Origin of the sequence: Paenibacillus sp. FSL K6-2862 (assembly GCF_038005125.1) — a bacterium.
In the GTDB taxonomy this organism is placed as follows: domain Bacteria; phylum Bacillota; class Bacilli; order Paenibacillales; family Paenibacillaceae; genus Paenibacillus; species Paenibacillus illinoisensis_A.
In genome coordinates this window covers 656461-672964 of the sequence record NZ_JBBOSN010000001.1, presented here as the reverse complement: position 1 = coordinate 672964, position 16504 = coordinate 656461, and the positions used below count along the sequence as shown (strand labels likewise).

At 48.5% G+C, this 16504-nt stretch carries 12 protein-coding genes and 1 pseudogene; 1 reads left to right on the top strand and 12 read right to left on the bottom strand.

The genetic code is table 11. From position 1 onward, the window contains the following. Nucleotides 1-60 precede the first annotated feature (60 nt). From MHB82_RS03200 to MHB82_RS03155, 10 genes are all read right to left on the bottom strand, one after another. Entirely contained in the window at nt 61-1344 is a 1284-nt protein-coding gene (locus tag MHB82_RS03200; RefSeq protein WP_095293183.1) for an ABC transporter substrate-binding protein, read from the bottom strand. Nucleotides 1345-1566: 222 nt separating this feature from the next. Further along, nucleotides 1567-3120: a response regulator transcription factor gene (locus MHB82_RS03195; RefSeq protein WP_095362132.1), complete on the bottom strand. Its 1554-nt coding sequence runs from the start codon at nt 3118-3120 to the stop codon at nt 1567-1569. Continuing rightward, nucleotides 3095-4882 carry a sensor histidine kinase gene (locus tag MHB82_RS03190; protein WP_341173783.1) on the bottom strand — a complete coding sequence of 596 codons (1788 nt, stop codon included), beginning with the start codon at nt 4880-4882 and terminating at the stop codon, nt 3095-3097. Before MHB82_RS03190 ends, MHB82_RS03195 begins: the two co-directional genes overlap by 26 nt. A 208-nt stretch (nt 4883-5090) precedes the next feature. Then, a complete protein-coding gene (locus MHB82_RS03185; protein ID WP_341173782.1) occupies nt 5091-6410 on the bottom strand; it encodes a stalk domain-containing protein in 1320 nt (439 codons plus the stop codon). Nucleotides 6411-6642: 232 nt separating this feature from the next. Continuing rightward, nucleotides 6643-6909 carry a hypothetical protein gene (locus tag MHB82_RS03180; RefSeq protein ID WP_110755431.1) on the bottom strand — a complete coding sequence of 89 codons (267 nt, stop codon included), beginning with the start codon at nt 6907-6909 and terminating at the stop codon, nt 6643-6645. A gap of 227 nt (nt 6910-7136) precedes the next feature. Beyond that, nucleotides 7137-8000 carry an inositol monophosphatase family protein gene (locus MHB82_RS03175; RefSeq protein WP_445671249.1) on the bottom strand — a complete coding sequence of 288 codons (864 nt, stop codon included), beginning with the start codon at nt 7998-8000 and terminating at the stop codon, nt 7137-7139. A 107-nt stretch (nt 8001-8107) separates the two neighbouring features. Continuing rightward, nucleotides 8108-9109 (bottom strand): UV DNA damage repair endonuclease UvsE, encoded by a 1002-nt coding sequence (gene uvsE, locus MHB82_RS03170; RefSeq protein WP_341173780.1) that lies wholly within the window; start codon nt 9107-9109, stop codon nt 8108-8110. A 156-nt stretch (nt 9110-9265) separates the two neighbouring features. Then, nucleotides 9266-9589, bottom strand: a complete 324-nt coding sequence (locus MHB82_RS03165; protein ID WP_095362127.1) for a hypothetical protein — start codon at nt 9587-9589, stop codon at nt 9266-9268. 63 nt (nt 9590-9652) lie between these two features. Continuing rightward, nucleotides 9653-10753, bottom strand: coding sequence for a D-alanine--D-alanine ligase (locus MHB82_RS03160; protein WP_341173779.1), 1101 nt, complete (start codon nt 10751-10753; stop codon nt 9653-9655). A 132-nt stretch (nt 10754-10885) separates the two neighbouring features. Next, nucleotides 10886-11884, bottom strand: coding sequence for an amidase domain-containing protein (locus MHB82_RS03155; RefSeq protein ID WP_095362125.1), 999 nt, complete (start codon nt 11882-11884; stop codon nt 10886-10888). Nucleotides 11885-12267: 383 nt separating this feature from the next. On the opposite strand from MHB82_RS03155, the gene acnA reads away from it, so the two are divergent. Beyond that, on the top strand, nt 12268-14982 hold the full coding sequence (gene acnA, locus MHB82_RS03150) for an aconitate hydratase AcnA (RefSeq protein ID WP_095362124.1): 2715 nt from the start codon (nt 12268-12270) through the stop codon (nt 14980-14982). A 110-nt stretch (nt 14983-15092) separates the two neighbouring features. Here acnA and MHB82_RS03145 read toward each other — a convergent pair. Beyond that, nucleotides 15093-15350, bottom strand: a pseudogene (locus MHB82_RS03145) (IS30 family transposase); the annotation flags it as partial. 81 nt (nt 15351-15431) lie between these two features. Continuing rightward, complete coding sequence (locus MHB82_RS03140) at nt 15432-16454, bottom strand: phosphotransferase enzyme family protein (protein WP_341173778.1); 1023 nt, start codon at nt 16452-16454, stop codon at nt 15432-15434. Nucleotides 16455-16504: the final 50 nt, after the last annotated feature.

Below are 16504 nucleotides of genomic sequence, written 5' to 3'. Positions count from 1 at the left end.
TTAGCGAGCAGCCCCAGTCCCCGTCATCCCGGGTGGGATGAGCAAGCAATCATTCAACTGTTATTTATTGTTGGCCAGAACCGCTTCAGCGTTTTTACGGAATGTCTCCGCTGCCTGTTCCGGTGTAATTCTGCCAAAATTCAGTTCCTCAACAGCATCCGCCAGAGACGCAATGACTTCAGGGGAACCCACTGGCGGTGGCGGACTCATTGGCGAAGCTTTTGGCTCCATGGCCGCTACAAAGTCAAATACCTGCTTCGTTGGCTCACTCAGTTCAGGTGCAATGGCATCTTTGATTGCACCTGAGATCGGCACACCGCGCTCGCCCTTGATCAGTTTGTTGGCTTCCACGTCGTTCACCCAGAAATCGATGAATTTGGCCGCTTCTTCCTTCACTTTGGAGTTCGAAGTGACTGCCCAGTACATACTTGGTTGCATGTAGAGACCCTTCTCCATGTCCGGTCCAGGCATAGGAGCAAACTCCAGTGGACGGTCAGCAACTTGCTGTACGGCTACAAACTGGTTCGACCATTGCCAGATTCCGATTCCTTTGCCTTTGACCAGATCGGATTCCTCGATAATCCCCTTCGTTTGGTTAGCTATGTCCGGCGAAGGCGCTGCTCCTTGTTCGATCATGCGACGCATCAAACCGAAGAACTCGACAAACAGTTTATCATCGTCATACCCAAGTCCCGTACCTTCAGCATTGTAAAGTGACAAGCCTTTGGTCCGCAGGAAGTAGTGGAAGAAAATATCCGGAGCTACCCCGCCATCCAGGTACAGTCCTTTTTCTGCGGTTTGTTTACCCAGCGCTTCGTACGACTCCCAAGTCAGATTTTCCGGGAATGTATCCACTCCTGCTTTTTTGAGCAGTGCCGGGTCATAATGGAAGCCCAATACGTTAACCCCGGCAGGTACACCATACTGCTTGCCGTTGATTACGCCAGTACTGATGACGTTTTCGGATACATCATCCACCTTGATCTGATTCCCAAGGTATGGTGCCAGATCTTCCAGCTGACCATTTTGTGCATATTGGCTGATGTAGGAAATATCCATCTGAACAATGTCTGGCAGCTGATTCGCTGCAGCCTGTGGAGCGAGCTTCTTCCAGTAGTCATCAAACGAGGCATACTCGACGTCAATTTTGACGTTCGGATTTTTCTCTTTATACAAGTCAATGACCTTCTGCGTGTATTCATGACGTGCATCCGACCCCCACCACGCGATACGCAGCGTCACCGAGCCATCTGCGGATGTTCCTCCCGATTCTCCGTCTGAGCTGCATGCCGCCGTAAATACCAGCAGCATTGCCATCATCAGGAATATTGCCTTTTTCACCATGCCAATCTCCCCTTTTTGTGTGGATATGGTTATGTGAACGGGTTATCCTCACCTTTCTGATAACGCTTTCACAAACTTGATACTGTCATTTTCGCAAATGTACGACCAGAGTTGAATACACAAATCCGTCTTGTTGGTTCAAAAAACAGAGGAGGACCACATTCACCCGTCACGGTGTTGTTTGTCCTCCTCTTGCAATGATCAAGGAGCGCCAGCTAATTGTTATATGCCGGATCTTCGGTATTCTGTTGGTGTCATGCCGGTCCACTTTTTGAACACCTGACTGAAATATTGCGAATTGCCTCCGAAGCCAAACAGCTCCGCAAGCTCGAATACCTTGACGTCCCCTCCCCGGCGAATGTGCTCACATGCTCGCTCAATGCGCAGGCGATTCACGTAGTTGGAGAAGTTTTCTCCTGTCACTTTTTTGAAAATTTTGCCCAGGTAGTCCGGATTCATATACAGCATTTGATGGGCAACACCATTCAGTGAAAGATCAGCTTCACCGTAATGTTTATCTACTATATCCATCATCTTTTCCACGGCAGAAGACTGGCGGCTTATATGATTTTTATAATAGCCTGATGTCAGATTGGCTGTGCTGTTGGCGATAAAAGACTTTAGTCCGGACAAGGTATCCATGTGAGGAAGCTCTGCCATCCGCTGTGTAAACTCCGTGGCCTCTTCAGGCGGACAGACATGAATCATGGCCGAGTAGAGCTGAACAACATAAGATCGGGTGACCTCAATATCAAGCTGCTGTCCGGCTAAGCGCTCAAACAGGCGATCAACTTCGGCACTGGCTTCCTCGCTATTCCCCGACTTAATCAGTTGGCACAATTGTTCGGCATCCTGCTCGGCATGCACGCCTTCACATTCCCCGGCAATGGCTACATCATTCTTCGTGATCAATTTGCCTTCTCCAATGAAAAAGCGATGGTTCAGACATTGCAGCGCCTCACGATACAGACGCCGTGACTGGACCATGTGGTCCGCTTCGCTAAGTGCAGCCGTTACTTGTAATTTATAGAGCCTGGTAAAAGCCGCTCTAACTTCCTCAATTCTCTCCCTTAAGTCAGCGTAATCAGCCGAATCTTCCAGCAGAATCAGCAGCTTTCCTTCAATGGTTGTGCTTAACAAGACATACGGCAGCAGATCGCTAGCAATGTTCTTGATGGCAAACAAATGACTGTAGTCATGTTCGTCCGAGATATGGAACAATAACAAGCGAACTTGACTTGCTTCGAGTTTCAGATTGAACAGCTCCTGATAATACTCCAGGTCGACCGGACCATATGTCCGATTGGTCATGAACTCGAGCAAAAATTGTTCTTTTACATGGGGAAGTACCCTTTGCAGCCGCTGCTTCATTTCCCCAGCCACATGCTCTTTTACCTGTGCGTCCTGATGCTCTTGAAGCAGTTCCGACAGGGCATCATGAATCTGATTTTCATTGCAGGGCTTCAGCAAGTAATGCTTCACGCCATATTGCATGGCCCGGCGGGCATATTCGAACTCTTTGTACCCGGATAGCATGATAAACCGGAGCCCAGGGTAGGCTTCAGAAGCCTTTTCTATAAGTCCCAGTCCATCCAAACCCGGCATGGATATATCGGTAATAATAATATCAGGTCTGGAATGCCCGATTTTGTCCAATGCCTCAATCCCGTTCCTGGCGGTGTCCACCAATTCAGTACCGGCTGCTGCCCAATCCACCACTTGGGAGATCCCCTCCAAAATCACACGTTCGTCATCTACGAGCATCACTTTGTACATCGTCATCGTCCTCTCTGATCCAAGGTATTCTGATCGATACTACGGTCCCGGCACCGGGATTGCTGCTCATGACCATGCTGCCCTCCTCACCGAAGGTCAGCCTGATCCGTTCCTGGATGTTGGATAAACCTATGCCTTGCCCTCTTGTCTGAATGCGCCCTTCCTGCAATTGCTCCAAAAACTCCGGGGTCATGCCCGGTCCGTCATCCTCTACTTCGATGATAATCTTGTAATCTTCCGCTCTGGCTCGAATCCGAATTTTGCACGGGTGTATACTTGGTTCAAGCGCATAGTGAATGGCATTCTCCACCAAAGGCTGTAACGTTAGCTTCGGAAGTCGTGCACTCCCCACCTCAGGAGCGATATCCATATCAAAATCAAGCCTTTCCTCAAATCGCGTGCGCTGAATGGTCACATAACTGCGAACGATATCCAGCTCCCTTTCCAGCGTGATCCACTTCTCCGACATATTCACTGAACTGCGCAGCAGGAATCCGAGTGCCTCGACCATTTCGGAAATTTGCCGCTGCTTCTGCACTTTGGCCAACCAGTTAATGGACTCCAGCGTGTTATAGAGGAAATGAGGATTGATCTGTGCCTGAAGCGCTTTCAACTCTGTCTCCCGAATGACCAGCTGCTTCGCATAATTCTCGTCAATCAGTTCTCGGATGCGCTGCAGCATCATTTTGAATGTACGATGGAGCAGCCCAACTTCATTTTGGGAAGATACCGGAACATTGCCCAGAGCAGCCTCCTCCAGCTTATCCAGATCCCCCTTTTCAATGTTGCGCATCTTCTTGATCAACTGGGCAATCGGCTGTGTAATGCTGCGTGACAGCTTGGCTCCAAACACAAGTGCCACCAGCAAAATCATAAAGAAAATGACAGTAACCAATTGTTTGACAAACTGTATTTGCTTAAACATCTGATCAAACGGCGTCATATAAAGGTACACCCAATTCGTATAGGACGAATGCGCACGAGCGACGAAATTTCTCCCCTGTTCAAACATGGCAATCCCATAAGGCTGGGTCCGCTTCAATTCGGATTCCAACTCGGAATCGGTCACTGATGACTGCGTGGGATAGATCACCTCTCGTCCATCCGTAATCAGCAGCTGCGAGTCCTCAGCGGGGTGCTGCATCTGATCCTGAACTATACGATCCAGCCGTACACGAATAATCAGCGTTCCCAGCTTCTCCAAGGTAAAGGCCCCACCTGTAAAAGACTTGACCTGCCTAACTGATATCAGCCTGGCTTGCTGATCTCCACTCGTATACCATGCATTGGATCCTGAATATTGCTGTCCGAGTGCAATCAGTTCCGTCTGCATGGACTCCGATATTCCCTCACGGTTTCCCGCAGCCATAACATTATGATCATTATCGATAAATATCATGGAATAGATGTACTTCTCTGATCCTGCATATGCGACAAGTCGGTTGGTTATTTTTTTGAGCAGCCCGTTTTTCTCGTATCCGGATTCCGCCTTATCCAACTGCAGAAGATACTGCTGGAGCGCCTCGTCCGACATGACCTTGAAGGAAAGGTTGGCGATTTCGCGCAGCTGATTCTCGATGCCTACGGAAGACATATTCAGTACCTGGGACGACTTCTCATAGATTTGACGATCATAGATTTTGAATACATATCCTAGGACAGAAACATAAAACGTGAAGCTGATCAGCATCAAAAATCCGATGAGAAGAATGGTTTTGTGATGGATCGGCAGCGATGTGAAAGCGTTCTTAATTTTTCTCATCCAAAGCGCTCCTTTGGCCCCGCGAAGGGTGCAGGCAGGTGTGAGAGTCTCGTTCTACTGTAAGTTATTTTCATATTTACACATCCATGGGCAGATGACAAGTCATATTTATGCAACATATAGCGTCCTATTCAAAGGCACTTCGAAAAGAAGCCGGATTGATCGTTAGATCAACCCGGCTTCTCGAATAGAATAACTTCACATTGGCTTACGGATTAACGAATACAGTCTTCAACTTCGCCACATATTGCACATCAAAGCCAAGCCCTTCAGCTATCATGGCCAGTGGCACATACGTTTTGGACTCCTTGCCCACCTTGTTCAGGAACGCAGGTGTATCTACGGCAACAGATGCGCCATTTACCTGAACCGCACTTGCACCAATCTTCACAGCGACCTTACGGTCTCCGTATGTAATGGTTGCCGTAGAGGTTTTATTGTCCCAAACCGTGGTAGCCCCTACAGCGTTCACGATGTCCTGAATCGCCACAAAATTTTTCCCATTGCGAATGATGGGTTTATACGGCGTGTTTAACGTTTTGCCGCTAACGATGATGTTCATCGGTTCACCTGCTGCAGGCACGGCCAGTTTGGTATAATCGCCCCAGATCGTTTCTGCAAAGACCTTGGCGATCGCTTCGTAACCAAACTGATTCGGATGAAAATCACGATCCTTGATCATATGTGTCATGGTTCCCTCACCGCCAACAAACTCCTTGGCTACATGTGCCACTTTTACATCCATCCCCTGTGCGGTGAATTGGGATGCAATGCCGTCAATGGTTGCCGTAAAACCTTCGGATGCTTCCATGAGCTTGGCATATAATGCTTTTCCTGCTACTTCAGGCATAGGCTGGTACTGGTCGGCAATGACAATTTCGGCGTCGGGATTAATGACATGAATTGTATTGATTACCTCGCTGACATTCGCGGTATACGCTGCCAGCAGCTCCTTCACCTTAGCTTCCAATTCCGAGTCACTTAGGGTACTCGCTGTACCCAGCAGTTCGGATACATCATTGCCTCCAATGGTAATCGCGATGAGATTGGCTCCTGCTACGCTCTCGCGGATTGCAGCTATGTTGGCTCCCATCTGCCCGGCTCTTGGATCTGGCAAACTCGGCTGAATGGCTTCAGAGGTTAATGTTTTGCCTTCATTTATTGCAGAAGTAAAGTTCTTCAATCCAATACTCTTCAAGCCGGCTATACCATAGTTATCCACCTGAGTACGGCCATGGAGCAGCCCTTGCTCCTGCAAGCGCTCTACATAACCATAAGGGAGGCCCTTAGCATTCGGCTCATATCCTACCGTAATCGAATCTCCCAAAGTAACGATTCTGAACTCCTTCGTTACAGCTGCAGCATCCTTTTTCACATTGGCGGCTGCCGTTGTTGTACCGGCAGGTAATGTGCTGGTGCTTGTATCCGCTGCATGTGCCGGTAATGACGTTGATGCAAACAGCAATCCAGCCAGCATGCATGCTGTCAATGCAGCCGACGTGTTATTCCATGTACGTGTACGCTTCATTCGTGGGAACACTCCTTTTTCTCACATCTATAAGATAATAACTTGAACTTTATTACACAGATTCTTCTCCGGTGGCAGAAGTTCACCATATTTCTATTCTAGCATTAAAAAGTAGAGATGTCGTACGGACATCAGCCTGCTCACAAAACAACAGACTCCCCTCTGCGGGAAGCCTGTTAACCTATGATCCTAGCTTTGTTTCGCTTGTTACAGCAGTGGTTTAAACGGTGGTTTAGTGGTCTTTCTTTTCCGTATCTGCGGAGTTATTTTTCTCGGCAGAACGTTCCAGATAACGATCATAGCGATCGTCCACTTCACGTGCCATATTCCGGTACATCAACGTTTCCTGGACAATTGGGTCCGTTTCCGTCTGAATGCGCACCTCATATTTGGGAGGAATCAGCTGGCGTTCACGCTTGTCCGCGTCGCCGGACTCTTCCATCTCCCCTTCAGTCAGCATTTCACTCAAACGTCGTTCCAGTTCCTTGGATTCATCCATCGTTCATCGCTCCTTTAATTAAGTTCATAATGCACGAGCAAATACTATTGCACTACACTTCGATGGCCAGAACAATCTTCCGATCGCTGTTATCCCCAAATTTTCTTATTTTCTTTTCAAAGGGAAAAATTCGGGGATAAAGGCGAACGCTTCGCTTCTCCAGATTTTTTCTGCCCCTCGTTCATGTACAATATAAGTTTGTTAAATCATTTAAGAAATTAATAAACTCACTCCAGGCCGGTAGCTTTGGCATCCTTGAGTACATCAGTCAGTGCATCATGAATTTTGCCGTTCGTGGCAACCACATGACTGACAGACAACTGATAAGGTGTACCCATGGTATCGGTGACCTTGCCCCCGGATTCCTCAACGAGCAGGGCACCTGCAGCGATATCCCACGGTTTCAGTCCAACTTCGGTGTATGCACTGAGGCGACCTGCAGCAACGTATGCCAAATGCAGCGCTGCTGATCCACCTGCACGCAGGCTTCGTACTTGCGGTGCAAGAGCCTGTACAGCTGCCATGTTGACTGGCAGGGCATAGGTAGTATCTGCCGGGAAGCCCACTGCGACCAGGCTCTGGCCGAGGCTCTGTTCATTGGATACAGCCATTCGGTTGCCGTGGACGTATGCACCTTTTCCTTTTTCAGCTACAAACAGTTCGTCTCTGGAAGGATCGTAAATGACCCCTACAATGACTTCACCATGATGAGCCAGGGCGATAGACACCGAATAAAACGGAAATCCATGGACAAAATTCGTTGTTCCGTCCACTGGGTCCACGATCCAGAGGAATTCTTCCTCCTGAGCATCTTTCAGTGCTTTGGCTGAAGCTTCCGGTCCAGGTTCAACACCCTCTTCACCGAGAATGGCATGGCCCGGAAAGTGGGTTAGAATCAGACGGCGGATCATCTGCTCCGCTCCTTTGTCCACTTCGGTAACAAGATCCTGCGGCGAATATTTGGTTCCAGGCTCGCCTATGGTTCCGAGACGGCTCTTGATCCATTCACCTGCTTTGGAAGCTGCATTAATGGCAACAGCAGTATAGCTTTTGCTCGTCACGACATAAGGTGTTTTTTCCTTCTCATTCAAAGCGTTCACTCTACTTTCTATATCAATCTACGAAAAGTTAAAATACTTGTTAAAAGTATACGCCTCACCGGTTGTAAAGTTTCTTGCTGCCCAGGCCCCTTTTGGCTCTAGGGATGGATAATGACTGTAGATTCGTCCACCCATTCCACGCCTTCTTCGTGGTAGAAGGCCAGCTTCTGCATGAGCTGCACCAGGGCTTCATCCTTGCGCTTCGCCTCGATCATGACATCAAGTTCCGGCGTATCTGCAGCAATATGACGTAAAAAGGATAACAGAGGCTCTACTTCAACGCCATCGGCATGTCCGCGGATGTCCTTCTCGCTCTTCGGACTGGATACGTGAATTTTCGGCGGTAATGGCCGGTCTGCAGGGGAGTCCGCCTGTGCCAGCGGCGACTGCCACGTCTTCCATATGTCAGACCACATATCCCATGGCTGTTCGCCTTCATTATTGACCCACTGATGATGAATATCCAGCACCATCGGCAGTCCCAGATGCTGACATACGGCCAGCGTTTCGGAAACGTTGAATGTTTTATCATCATTTTCGAGGGTCAACCGTTCCTGGATATCCCGATCAAGCTTCAGAAAATTCTCTTCAAAGCGCAGCGCTGCAATAGGCTTGTCCCCGTATGCACCACCAATATGTATATTATTTTTGGCAGTGGCATTCAGTCCCATGGCATCCAGCATCCGCACATGATGACGAAGGTCACGCATGGAGTTCCGGAGCACTTCCTCCCGCGGCGTACTTAGAACGGTAAAATGGTCGGGATGGAAGGATACGCGCATTCCGTTCTCCTTCACGAAATCACCAATGGCAGCAAAATCGGACTGGAGGGCCGGGAATGGATCCCAATCCATCAGATCCTCATGTGTCGCCAGCGGAATTAATTTGGAAGAGAAACGATATACATGAATATGGCTGCCCTTGTTATGTCTAAGCAACCGTAACGTATTATGCAAATTCTCGGCTGCAATCCGTTCCAGCTTGCGAATGGCTGCCTCCCTGTCATCAATTTTCTTGAAGCTGGCCATGGTCATCGTGCGGGAAGGAGATGCATTCTCGACCAGTACAGACATCGCCACATAACCAAAACGTACAAGCATGGTGTTCTTCCTCTCTATTAGGGCGGAATTCCTGCCTGGCATCTGCTGCCGTCAGGTTTTCCGGTCACTGTATATAACCAAGTTTTACCCTAAAAGAAAGTCCGTAATCGCTCGCCTAACAATTCCGTTCATTGGTCCCATAAGATGAAGTAAGGTTTACCCCTGTGCCTGCTCCCCAAAGAACATTTCGTCCGCAAGTGCAGTCTGAACACGGGATTCTTCCTCGTTCAACTTGCGAATAAGCTGCATCTCCACTTCCGTTACTTCCTGTCCTTGGAAGTTGATCTCTGCAATGGAAGCAACGATCTTGACGATGGCTACAGCCACGTTATCAGGCGTATAGGCAATAACCTTCTGTCCGGTCGGAAAGACCCGAAAGCCCTGTTTTACCATTTTGCCGCGGCCGTATTCCAGCAGTTCAAACAGCTCCTGCTCGCTCTTGAATTTGCATACGGAATTGAATTCAGTCTGAAATCCCATCCATACCCCTCCTTGTGTAGTCTGCTACGTTAAAGTGTAACTAACAATTCGAACACTAGAAATTTAAGCCTGCACGCCGTTCTCATAGTTCAGCGCTTGCTTGCGGTTGTAACGCTCCAATGCCAGCTCAATCATACGATCCAGCAGTTCCGCATACGATACACCCGTCTCACGCCACAGCAACGGATACATGCTGTACGGAGTAAAGCCAGGCATTGTGTTTACTTCATTAATAAGCAATGCACCATCCGATTTACGAATGAAGAAATCTGCCCGGGAAATACCATTGCCTTCAATCGCACGGAATGCCTGCAAGGCTGACTCACGGATACGATCAGCGGCTTCGGAATCCAGCGGAGCGGGAATCAGCATCTGTGATTGGCCATCAATATACTTGGCTGCATAGTCATAATATTCACCAGAGGATACGATTTCTCCTGGCACCGAGGCCATCGGCTCATCATTGCCAAGTACACTCACTTCCACTTCGCGTGCCTCAACAAACTCCTCAATAACAACCTTCGTGTCGTATCGCAGTGCAAATTCGACGGCTGTCTTCAGTTCATCCCGGTTGCGTGCTTTGGAGATCCCTACGCTGGAGCCGAGGTTCGCCGGTTTGATGAAGCACGGGTAACCCAGCTGTTCCTCCACTTGCAGGATCATGTCATACTCGGTCTGCTTCCACTGGGTCGCATTAAAATAAGTAAAGGCACACTGGTCGATTCCAGCCTGCGCAAACAGCTTTTTCATGACCACTTTGTCCATACCGCCTGCTGAAGCCAGTACACCTGCACCCACATAAGGCATATCCGCCATCTCGAACATCCCCTGAATCGTACCATCCTCACCAAACGTGCCGTGCAGCAGCGGGAACATAACGTCCAGTGCATCTTCTCCGCCATACAGACGTGCAAACAACGCGTTCAGCGCTTCCTGGGTTCCACCTGCTGCATGCTCCAGCTTCAGATCCTCAATCTGCGCGAATGGCGCGTGCATCACAGCTCCCTTTTTCCATGTCCCCTGCTTGGAGATATAGAAAGGAACCAATTCATATTTTTCATAATCAAAAGCGTTCGTTACAGCAAACGCCGTTTGCAGCGATACTTCGTGTTCTCCTGATTTTCCGCCGTAAACGACGCCAACTGTTAATTTATCCATGCTCATGCGTAACCTCCGATTATCTGTGCATGATGCCGTCATACCTGTATAATCAGCATCAATTTTATTCTATTCCTAGGGCTTATTTTACATGGAACTGAATGTCCACGTCACCAAATCCCTGTACATCTTGCTACATTAGAACTCATCAGCAATATGAAAAAGCCGGTACACCGTCCGCTCCGTCCAAGCGTAAGAATCCCGGTAATCCCAATAGCGGTGGCGACTGCTGACCGTATGTGCATTGACAAGCGGCATGCCCCCCGCATCGAAGGCAGTCACAACAGTACTATGCTGAAACCTGCCGTCTCCGTCCCAATCGTAGAGAATGACATCTCCGAGCATGAGCTGCTCCGGACGATCAACTTCGGTTGCTGTCAGCCCCCAGCTGCTGCTTCCCAGATAACGCTCCAGACTGTTGGATACGGCCCAGCTGTAGCTCCACATTTCAGTGCTGTTCACATAACCTTTGTACCACCAGCCCGCTTCTCTTCTACCAGTATAGTGGATGGGTGCTCCCCCTGCAAAGAGACATTGGGAGACGTAATTGGTGCAGTCTACCTCGAATTCCTCAAATGCGGGGTTTCCCGCATTCCACCACCGATCTGCATAAGCAACAGCCAGGTCCCGCCGGTATAATTGCTGCCTTGAACTTCTTCCCTGGCCAAGCACTTCCCTGTTCAGCAGTGGCCGATTAATCGCCTGTACAAAATCCGCTTGCTGAAAGGGTCTCCCTTCCCCTGCCGGACGCCGCTCCGGAACTTCTCTTTCGACCCGTCCAATCATCCAGGTTCCACCCTGCCTAATAAAGGTCAACCGTTCCCTCTCAATCCGATCCTCCCGGTGGGTGATTCCACTTTTCTCGTAGAAAAGCCTGCTGTAAAGTTGAATATCCACCACCGATTCTTCCGGACCTTCCGTAACCGTTCGCACAAGCTTGGCACTGGTCTCGCTGCGAAGAGGCACTGCACGCCGTTTACGATACCAATCGTCCAGTCTGGCCATACGCTCTCCCCGCTCCAGCACAAATGCCGAATCCGTGACAATCCGCTCGCTCGTCTGTGGACGATAGTCGATTTCGCATCGGTTGTACTGGTTCACATAGGTGTATAAGGCACTCTTCCATTCCCTTTCCAAGCCTGTGTCCCCCTTTGGCACTTGAAGTTCTCTCTGGAAAATTCAGCTGTGTAAACTACTTCTATTCATATGAGACGTATACCAGTTGTATGTGTTCCGCTCAAGGCTCGAGTGCCGAAAATTGGAGACTTGGGCAGCAGGAAGTATCGTAACAAGGCAATATTCACGAAAACGCCTTCATTGTTCGTAAAGCTTGTTTGGACAGGCAAAAAGCCCTTTACGTACGGAGGTGAAAACGGTATACTTAATACTAAAGTTGCAATTATGAAATTACGTTTCATCTGATGAAACTACGAACAAGGACACGGAACGATGAAGGCCTGTTCTTCCACTTAAATGAACTTTATCTTCATCTCACCGACACATTTTAAGGAGGTACATGTATGTCAGCCAAGAACCATTTCTCCGCAGCCCGCAGTCTTGAGGTCGGAGGCAAGTCTTACCGCTACTACAGTCTCGATGCTCTTCAGGAAGGCGGCTACGGCGACCTTTCCAAGCTTCCCTTCTCCATTAAAGTGCTGCTCGAAGCAGCAGTTCGTCAGTTCGACGGACGTGCAATTACCGAAGAACATGTGAAACAACTTACCGGCTGGGCAGAAGGCCGTGACAATAACAAGGAAATTCCATTTATCCCTGCACGTATCGTCCTGCAGGACTTCACTGGCGTACCGGTTGTCGTGGATCTTGCTGCGATGCGCGATACGGTGAAAAAGGCTGGCGGCGATCCAAAACAGATCAACCCGCTCGTGCCGGTTGACCTCGTTATCGACCACTCCGTTATGGTTGACGCATTCGGAACCAATGACGCTCTCGACTACAACATCAAGGTTGAATTCGAGCGTAACGAAGAGCGTTACCGCTTCCTGCGCTGGGCACAAACGGCATTCAACAACTTCCGTGCTGTACCACCATCCACAGGGATCGTTCACCAAGTTAACCTGGAGTACCTGGCTTCTGTCGCTGCAACCAAAACGGTTGACGGCGAAACCGTCGTGTTCCCGGATTCCCTCGTAGGTACGGACTCCCACACCACCATGATCAACGGACTCGGCGTTGTTGGTTGGGGTGTTGGTGGAATTGAGGCCGAAGCAGGAATGCTTGGTCAACCACTGTATTTTGTAACACCTGACGTTATCGGTTTCAAATTGACAGGCAGCCTGAGCGAAGGCGCAACAGCTACGGATCTGGCACTCACTGTCACTCAAATGCTTCGTAAAAAAGGCGTAGTCGGCAAATTTGTCGAGTTCTACGGTCCAGGCCTTGCCAACATCAGCCTCGCTGACCGTGCGACTGTTGCCAACATGGCACCGGAATACGGCGCTACGATTGGTTTCTTCCCTGTCGATAGCGAGACATTGAACTACATGCGCAGTACAGGACGTTCCGACGAGCAAGTGGATCTGGTTGAAGCTTATTACAAAGCACAAGGCATGTTCCGGACTTCCAGCACGGTTGATCCAGAATTCACCGACGTGATTGAGCTGGATCTCGCTTCCGTGGTACCGAGTCTTGCAGGTCCTAAGCGTCCACAGGACCGCATCGAACTGACGCAAATGAAAGAAAGCTTCAACAGCATCATTCGTACTCCGGTCGATAAAGGCGGATACGGACTGAGCGATGAGAAGATTGAAGAAACAGTGCCTGTGAAGCACCCTGACGGTTCCACTAGTGAACTGAAAGCAGGCGCGGTTGTGATTGCAGCCATCACTAGCTGCACCAACACATCCAACCCAAGCGTTATGCTCGGAGCGGGTCTACTTGCGAAAAAAGCAGTTGAGCGCGGTCTGACCAAACCAGGCTACGTAAAAAGCAGCTTGACTCCAGGTTCCCTCGTTGTTACCGAGTATCTCGAAAAATCAGGCCTGAACGTTTACCTCGACCAGCTCGGATTTAACGTTGCCGGTTACGGCTGTGCAACTTGTATCGGTAACTCCGGTCCACTGCCAGACGAAGTAAGCGAAGCGATTGCCGAAAACGATATGACTGTAGCGGCTGTATTGTCCGGTAACCGTAACTTCGAAGGCCGTGTACATGCTCAGGTAAAAGCCAACTATTTGGCTTCTCCTCCACTCGTGGTAGCTTACGCTCTCGCGGGAACGGTCAATATTGATTTTGCTACCGATCCAATCGGTTATGATACGAATAACGAGCCTGTCTTCCTGAAAGACCTCTGGCCTAGCTCCGAGGAAATCAAGGATGCCATTGCAAGCTCACTGAATGCTCAGATGTTCCGCAACAAATACGAGAATGTATTTACAGCCAATGAGCGCTGGAATAACATTCCTGTACCGGAAGGCGAACTGTATGAGTGGGATCCAAACTCCACGTACATTCAGAACCCGCCGTTCTTCCAAAACCTTGGCGATAAGCTGACTGATATTGCAGACATCCGCTCTGCACGTGTTATGGCCTTGCTTGGTGACTCCGTAACAACGGACCACATCTCTCCAGCGGGTAACATTGCTACAACCAGTCCAGCCGGATTGTACCTGAAAGAGCATGGCGTTGAGCGCAAAGACTTCAACTCCTACGGCTCACGCCGTGGTAACCATGAGGTCATGATGCGCGGTACGTTTGCCAACATTCGTATTCGTAACCAGGTGGCTCCGGGTACGGAAGGTGGTATTACGAAGTACCTGCCAACAGATGAAGAGATGTCCATCTACGATGCTTCCATGAAGTATCAAGACGAAGGTCAGAACCTGATCGTTATTGCAGGTAAAGAGTATGGTACAGGCAGCTCCCGTGACTGGGCGGCTAAAGGTACATTCCTGCTCGGCGTTAAAGCCGTTATCGCAGAAAGCTTCGAGCGTATCCACCGCAGTAACCTGGTGGGCATGGGCGTAATGCCACTGCAATTCCAGGAAGGCCACGGCTGGTCCAGCCTGGGTCTGAACGGACGTGAAACGTATGACATTACAGGCCTCAGCAATGATGTGAAGCCTGGACAAGAGTTGACCGTTACGGTAACCCGCGAAGACGGAACCAAGTTCGACTTCCCTGTTATCGCTCGTCTGGACAGCATGGTTGACGTAGACTACTACCACAACGGTGGTATCCTGCAAACTGTATTGCGTCAAATGATGAAAAAAGCTTAATTGCATTAACAATTAAGCTGATGCATTAACATAGAAAAGCTCCCCGCCACGTGCATTCTGCACGAGATGGGGAGCTTTTTTTGATGAATTTTCTTTTAAATGACAGATTGTCAAACCAAGTGCGACAGTTCCTCTGTGAAAGATTCGTGAGCGGTTCTCCAACCCAAGCATTTTCGTGGTCTGTGGTTTATTAGATCTAGTGAACTGGCAAGATCTTCATCCTCGACTTGAGCGAGATCGGTGCCTTTCGGGAAAAACTCTCGAAGCAATCCATTCGCATTCTCATTGGAACCGCGTTGCCAAGACGAATATGGATCAGCAAAATAAACGTGCAGGTCATGGCTTGTTTCCAGATTGGCATAGCATGTTATGAACAAACACTCTAAACAGCGACCTATTGTAAATCATCACCATAAGATATCATTATTTTAGCCCGATATCGGTTAGTATTAATCCACATTTACAGGCTCGATCACTTCGAATAAAAATGGATTACCATTTAAATATTCTCTTATGTATGCTTGGGCATATTTTTGTTCATCGATTAAACTGGTTGTTTCTCTTGGATCAGAGGCGTGATGGCAGCAGTTCTCGATCATGAACATGACAAAAAAACATTCCAGATCCCGAATATAGTCGGTTTCCAACTTCCTAATACTCTCATAACCTTGGATAAGCATCCATCGATGCTTTGGCCAAAGCTCCAATATGGTGCCTGCCATATCGTAGAGATAATATCCGTACCCACATCTTCCAAAATCAATCGGATAGGGTTGATTATCCTCAAAAACCATATTACCGGTATGTAAATCAGCATGAATGAGCCCATAGTTATGTTCACTTGGATGCATCGTGGTAAGTTGGGATACAACCTTCTCAGCTGCATCTTGATACAGCTTCCATCCCTCTTCGGATAAAAAACGCTCATAGTAACGTTCCAACTTAGCCATTTCACGTTTAAAACTTTCTACTCCCCAAGTAGGTCTTACAAAATCAGAAGGTGGATTGAAATCCTTTGCTGCTGCATGGAGCCTGCTCATCAATACACCCATATTATATGCTTGACTATCTGTAAATTCACCTGCTGCTTTTTCACCCTCTATCCATCGCATCATCGTTATATAAGGGCGCTTATATCCTGTCTCTGTTTCGATGTCCAATACATAAATACCATCACAATTTGCCACCCCTTCTGGTACATTTAGATCTTTCGATTTGTTCAGTGCTTGTAACAGTAAGAGTTCCGAACGAATTTCCTCTCTGCTTAATCGGTCCGAATGAATGCGAAGTAAATAATTGTTATCTGTACTGGTTTCAATTTTATACGTGATCGTATCGCCGGATAGTTGAATAAACTGGATGTTATCCCATTCTACGTCATACTTTCGAATTGCAGATAAAGCGACTTTCCTTGCTCTGATTAATAACGCCCGCCGTTCTTCATCAGTATCAAATCTAAAAAAATCATTCATTTGTTATCCCCCTGCAATTTTATGAAGTAAATTAACTACTTCTCTTATAT

What these genes read in the sequence shown, in the direction of transcription:
- MHB82_RS03200 (WP_095293183.1), bottom strand. Translation starts at nt 1,344, where the DNA reads ATGGTGAAAAAGGCAATATTCCTGATGATGGCAATGCTGCTGGTATTT.
- MHB82_RS03195 (WP_095362132.1), bottom strand. Translation starts at nt 3,120, where the DNA reads ATGTACAAAGTGATGCTCGTAGATGACGAACGTGTGATTTTGGAGGGG.
- MHB82_RS03190 (WP_341173783.1), bottom strand. Translation starts at nt 4,882, where the DNA reads ATGAGAAAAATTAAGAACGCTTTCACATCGCTGCCGATCCATCACAAA.
- MHB82_RS03185 (WP_341173782.1), bottom strand. Translation starts at nt 6,410, where the DNA reads ATGAAGCGTACACGTACATGGAATAACACGTCGGCTGCATTGACAGCA.
- MHB82_RS03180 (WP_110755431.1), bottom strand. Translation starts at nt 6,909, where the DNA reads ATGGATGAATCCAAGGAACTGGAACGACGTTTGAGTGAAATGCTGACT.
- uvsE (WP_341173780.1), bottom strand. Translation starts at nt 9,109, where the DNA reads ATGCTTGTACGTTTTGGTTATGTGGCGATGTCTGTACTGGTCGAGAAT.
- MHB82_RS03165 (WP_095362127.1), bottom strand. Translation starts at nt 9,589, where the DNA reads ATGGGATTTCAGACTGAATTCAATTCCGTATGCAAATTCAAGAGCGAG.
- MHB82_RS03160 (WP_341173779.1), bottom strand. Translation starts at nt 10,753, where the DNA reads ATGAGCATGGATAAATTAACAGTTGGCGTCGTTTACGGCGGAAAATCA.
- acnA (WP_095362124.1), top strand. Translation starts at nt 12,268, where the DNA reads ATGTCAGCCAAGAACCATTTCTCCGCAGCCCGCAGTCTTGAGGTCGGA.
- MHB82_RS03140 (WP_341173778.1), bottom strand. Translation starts at nt 16,454, where the DNA reads ATGAATGATTTTTTTAGATTTGATACTGATGAAGAACGGCGGGCGTTA.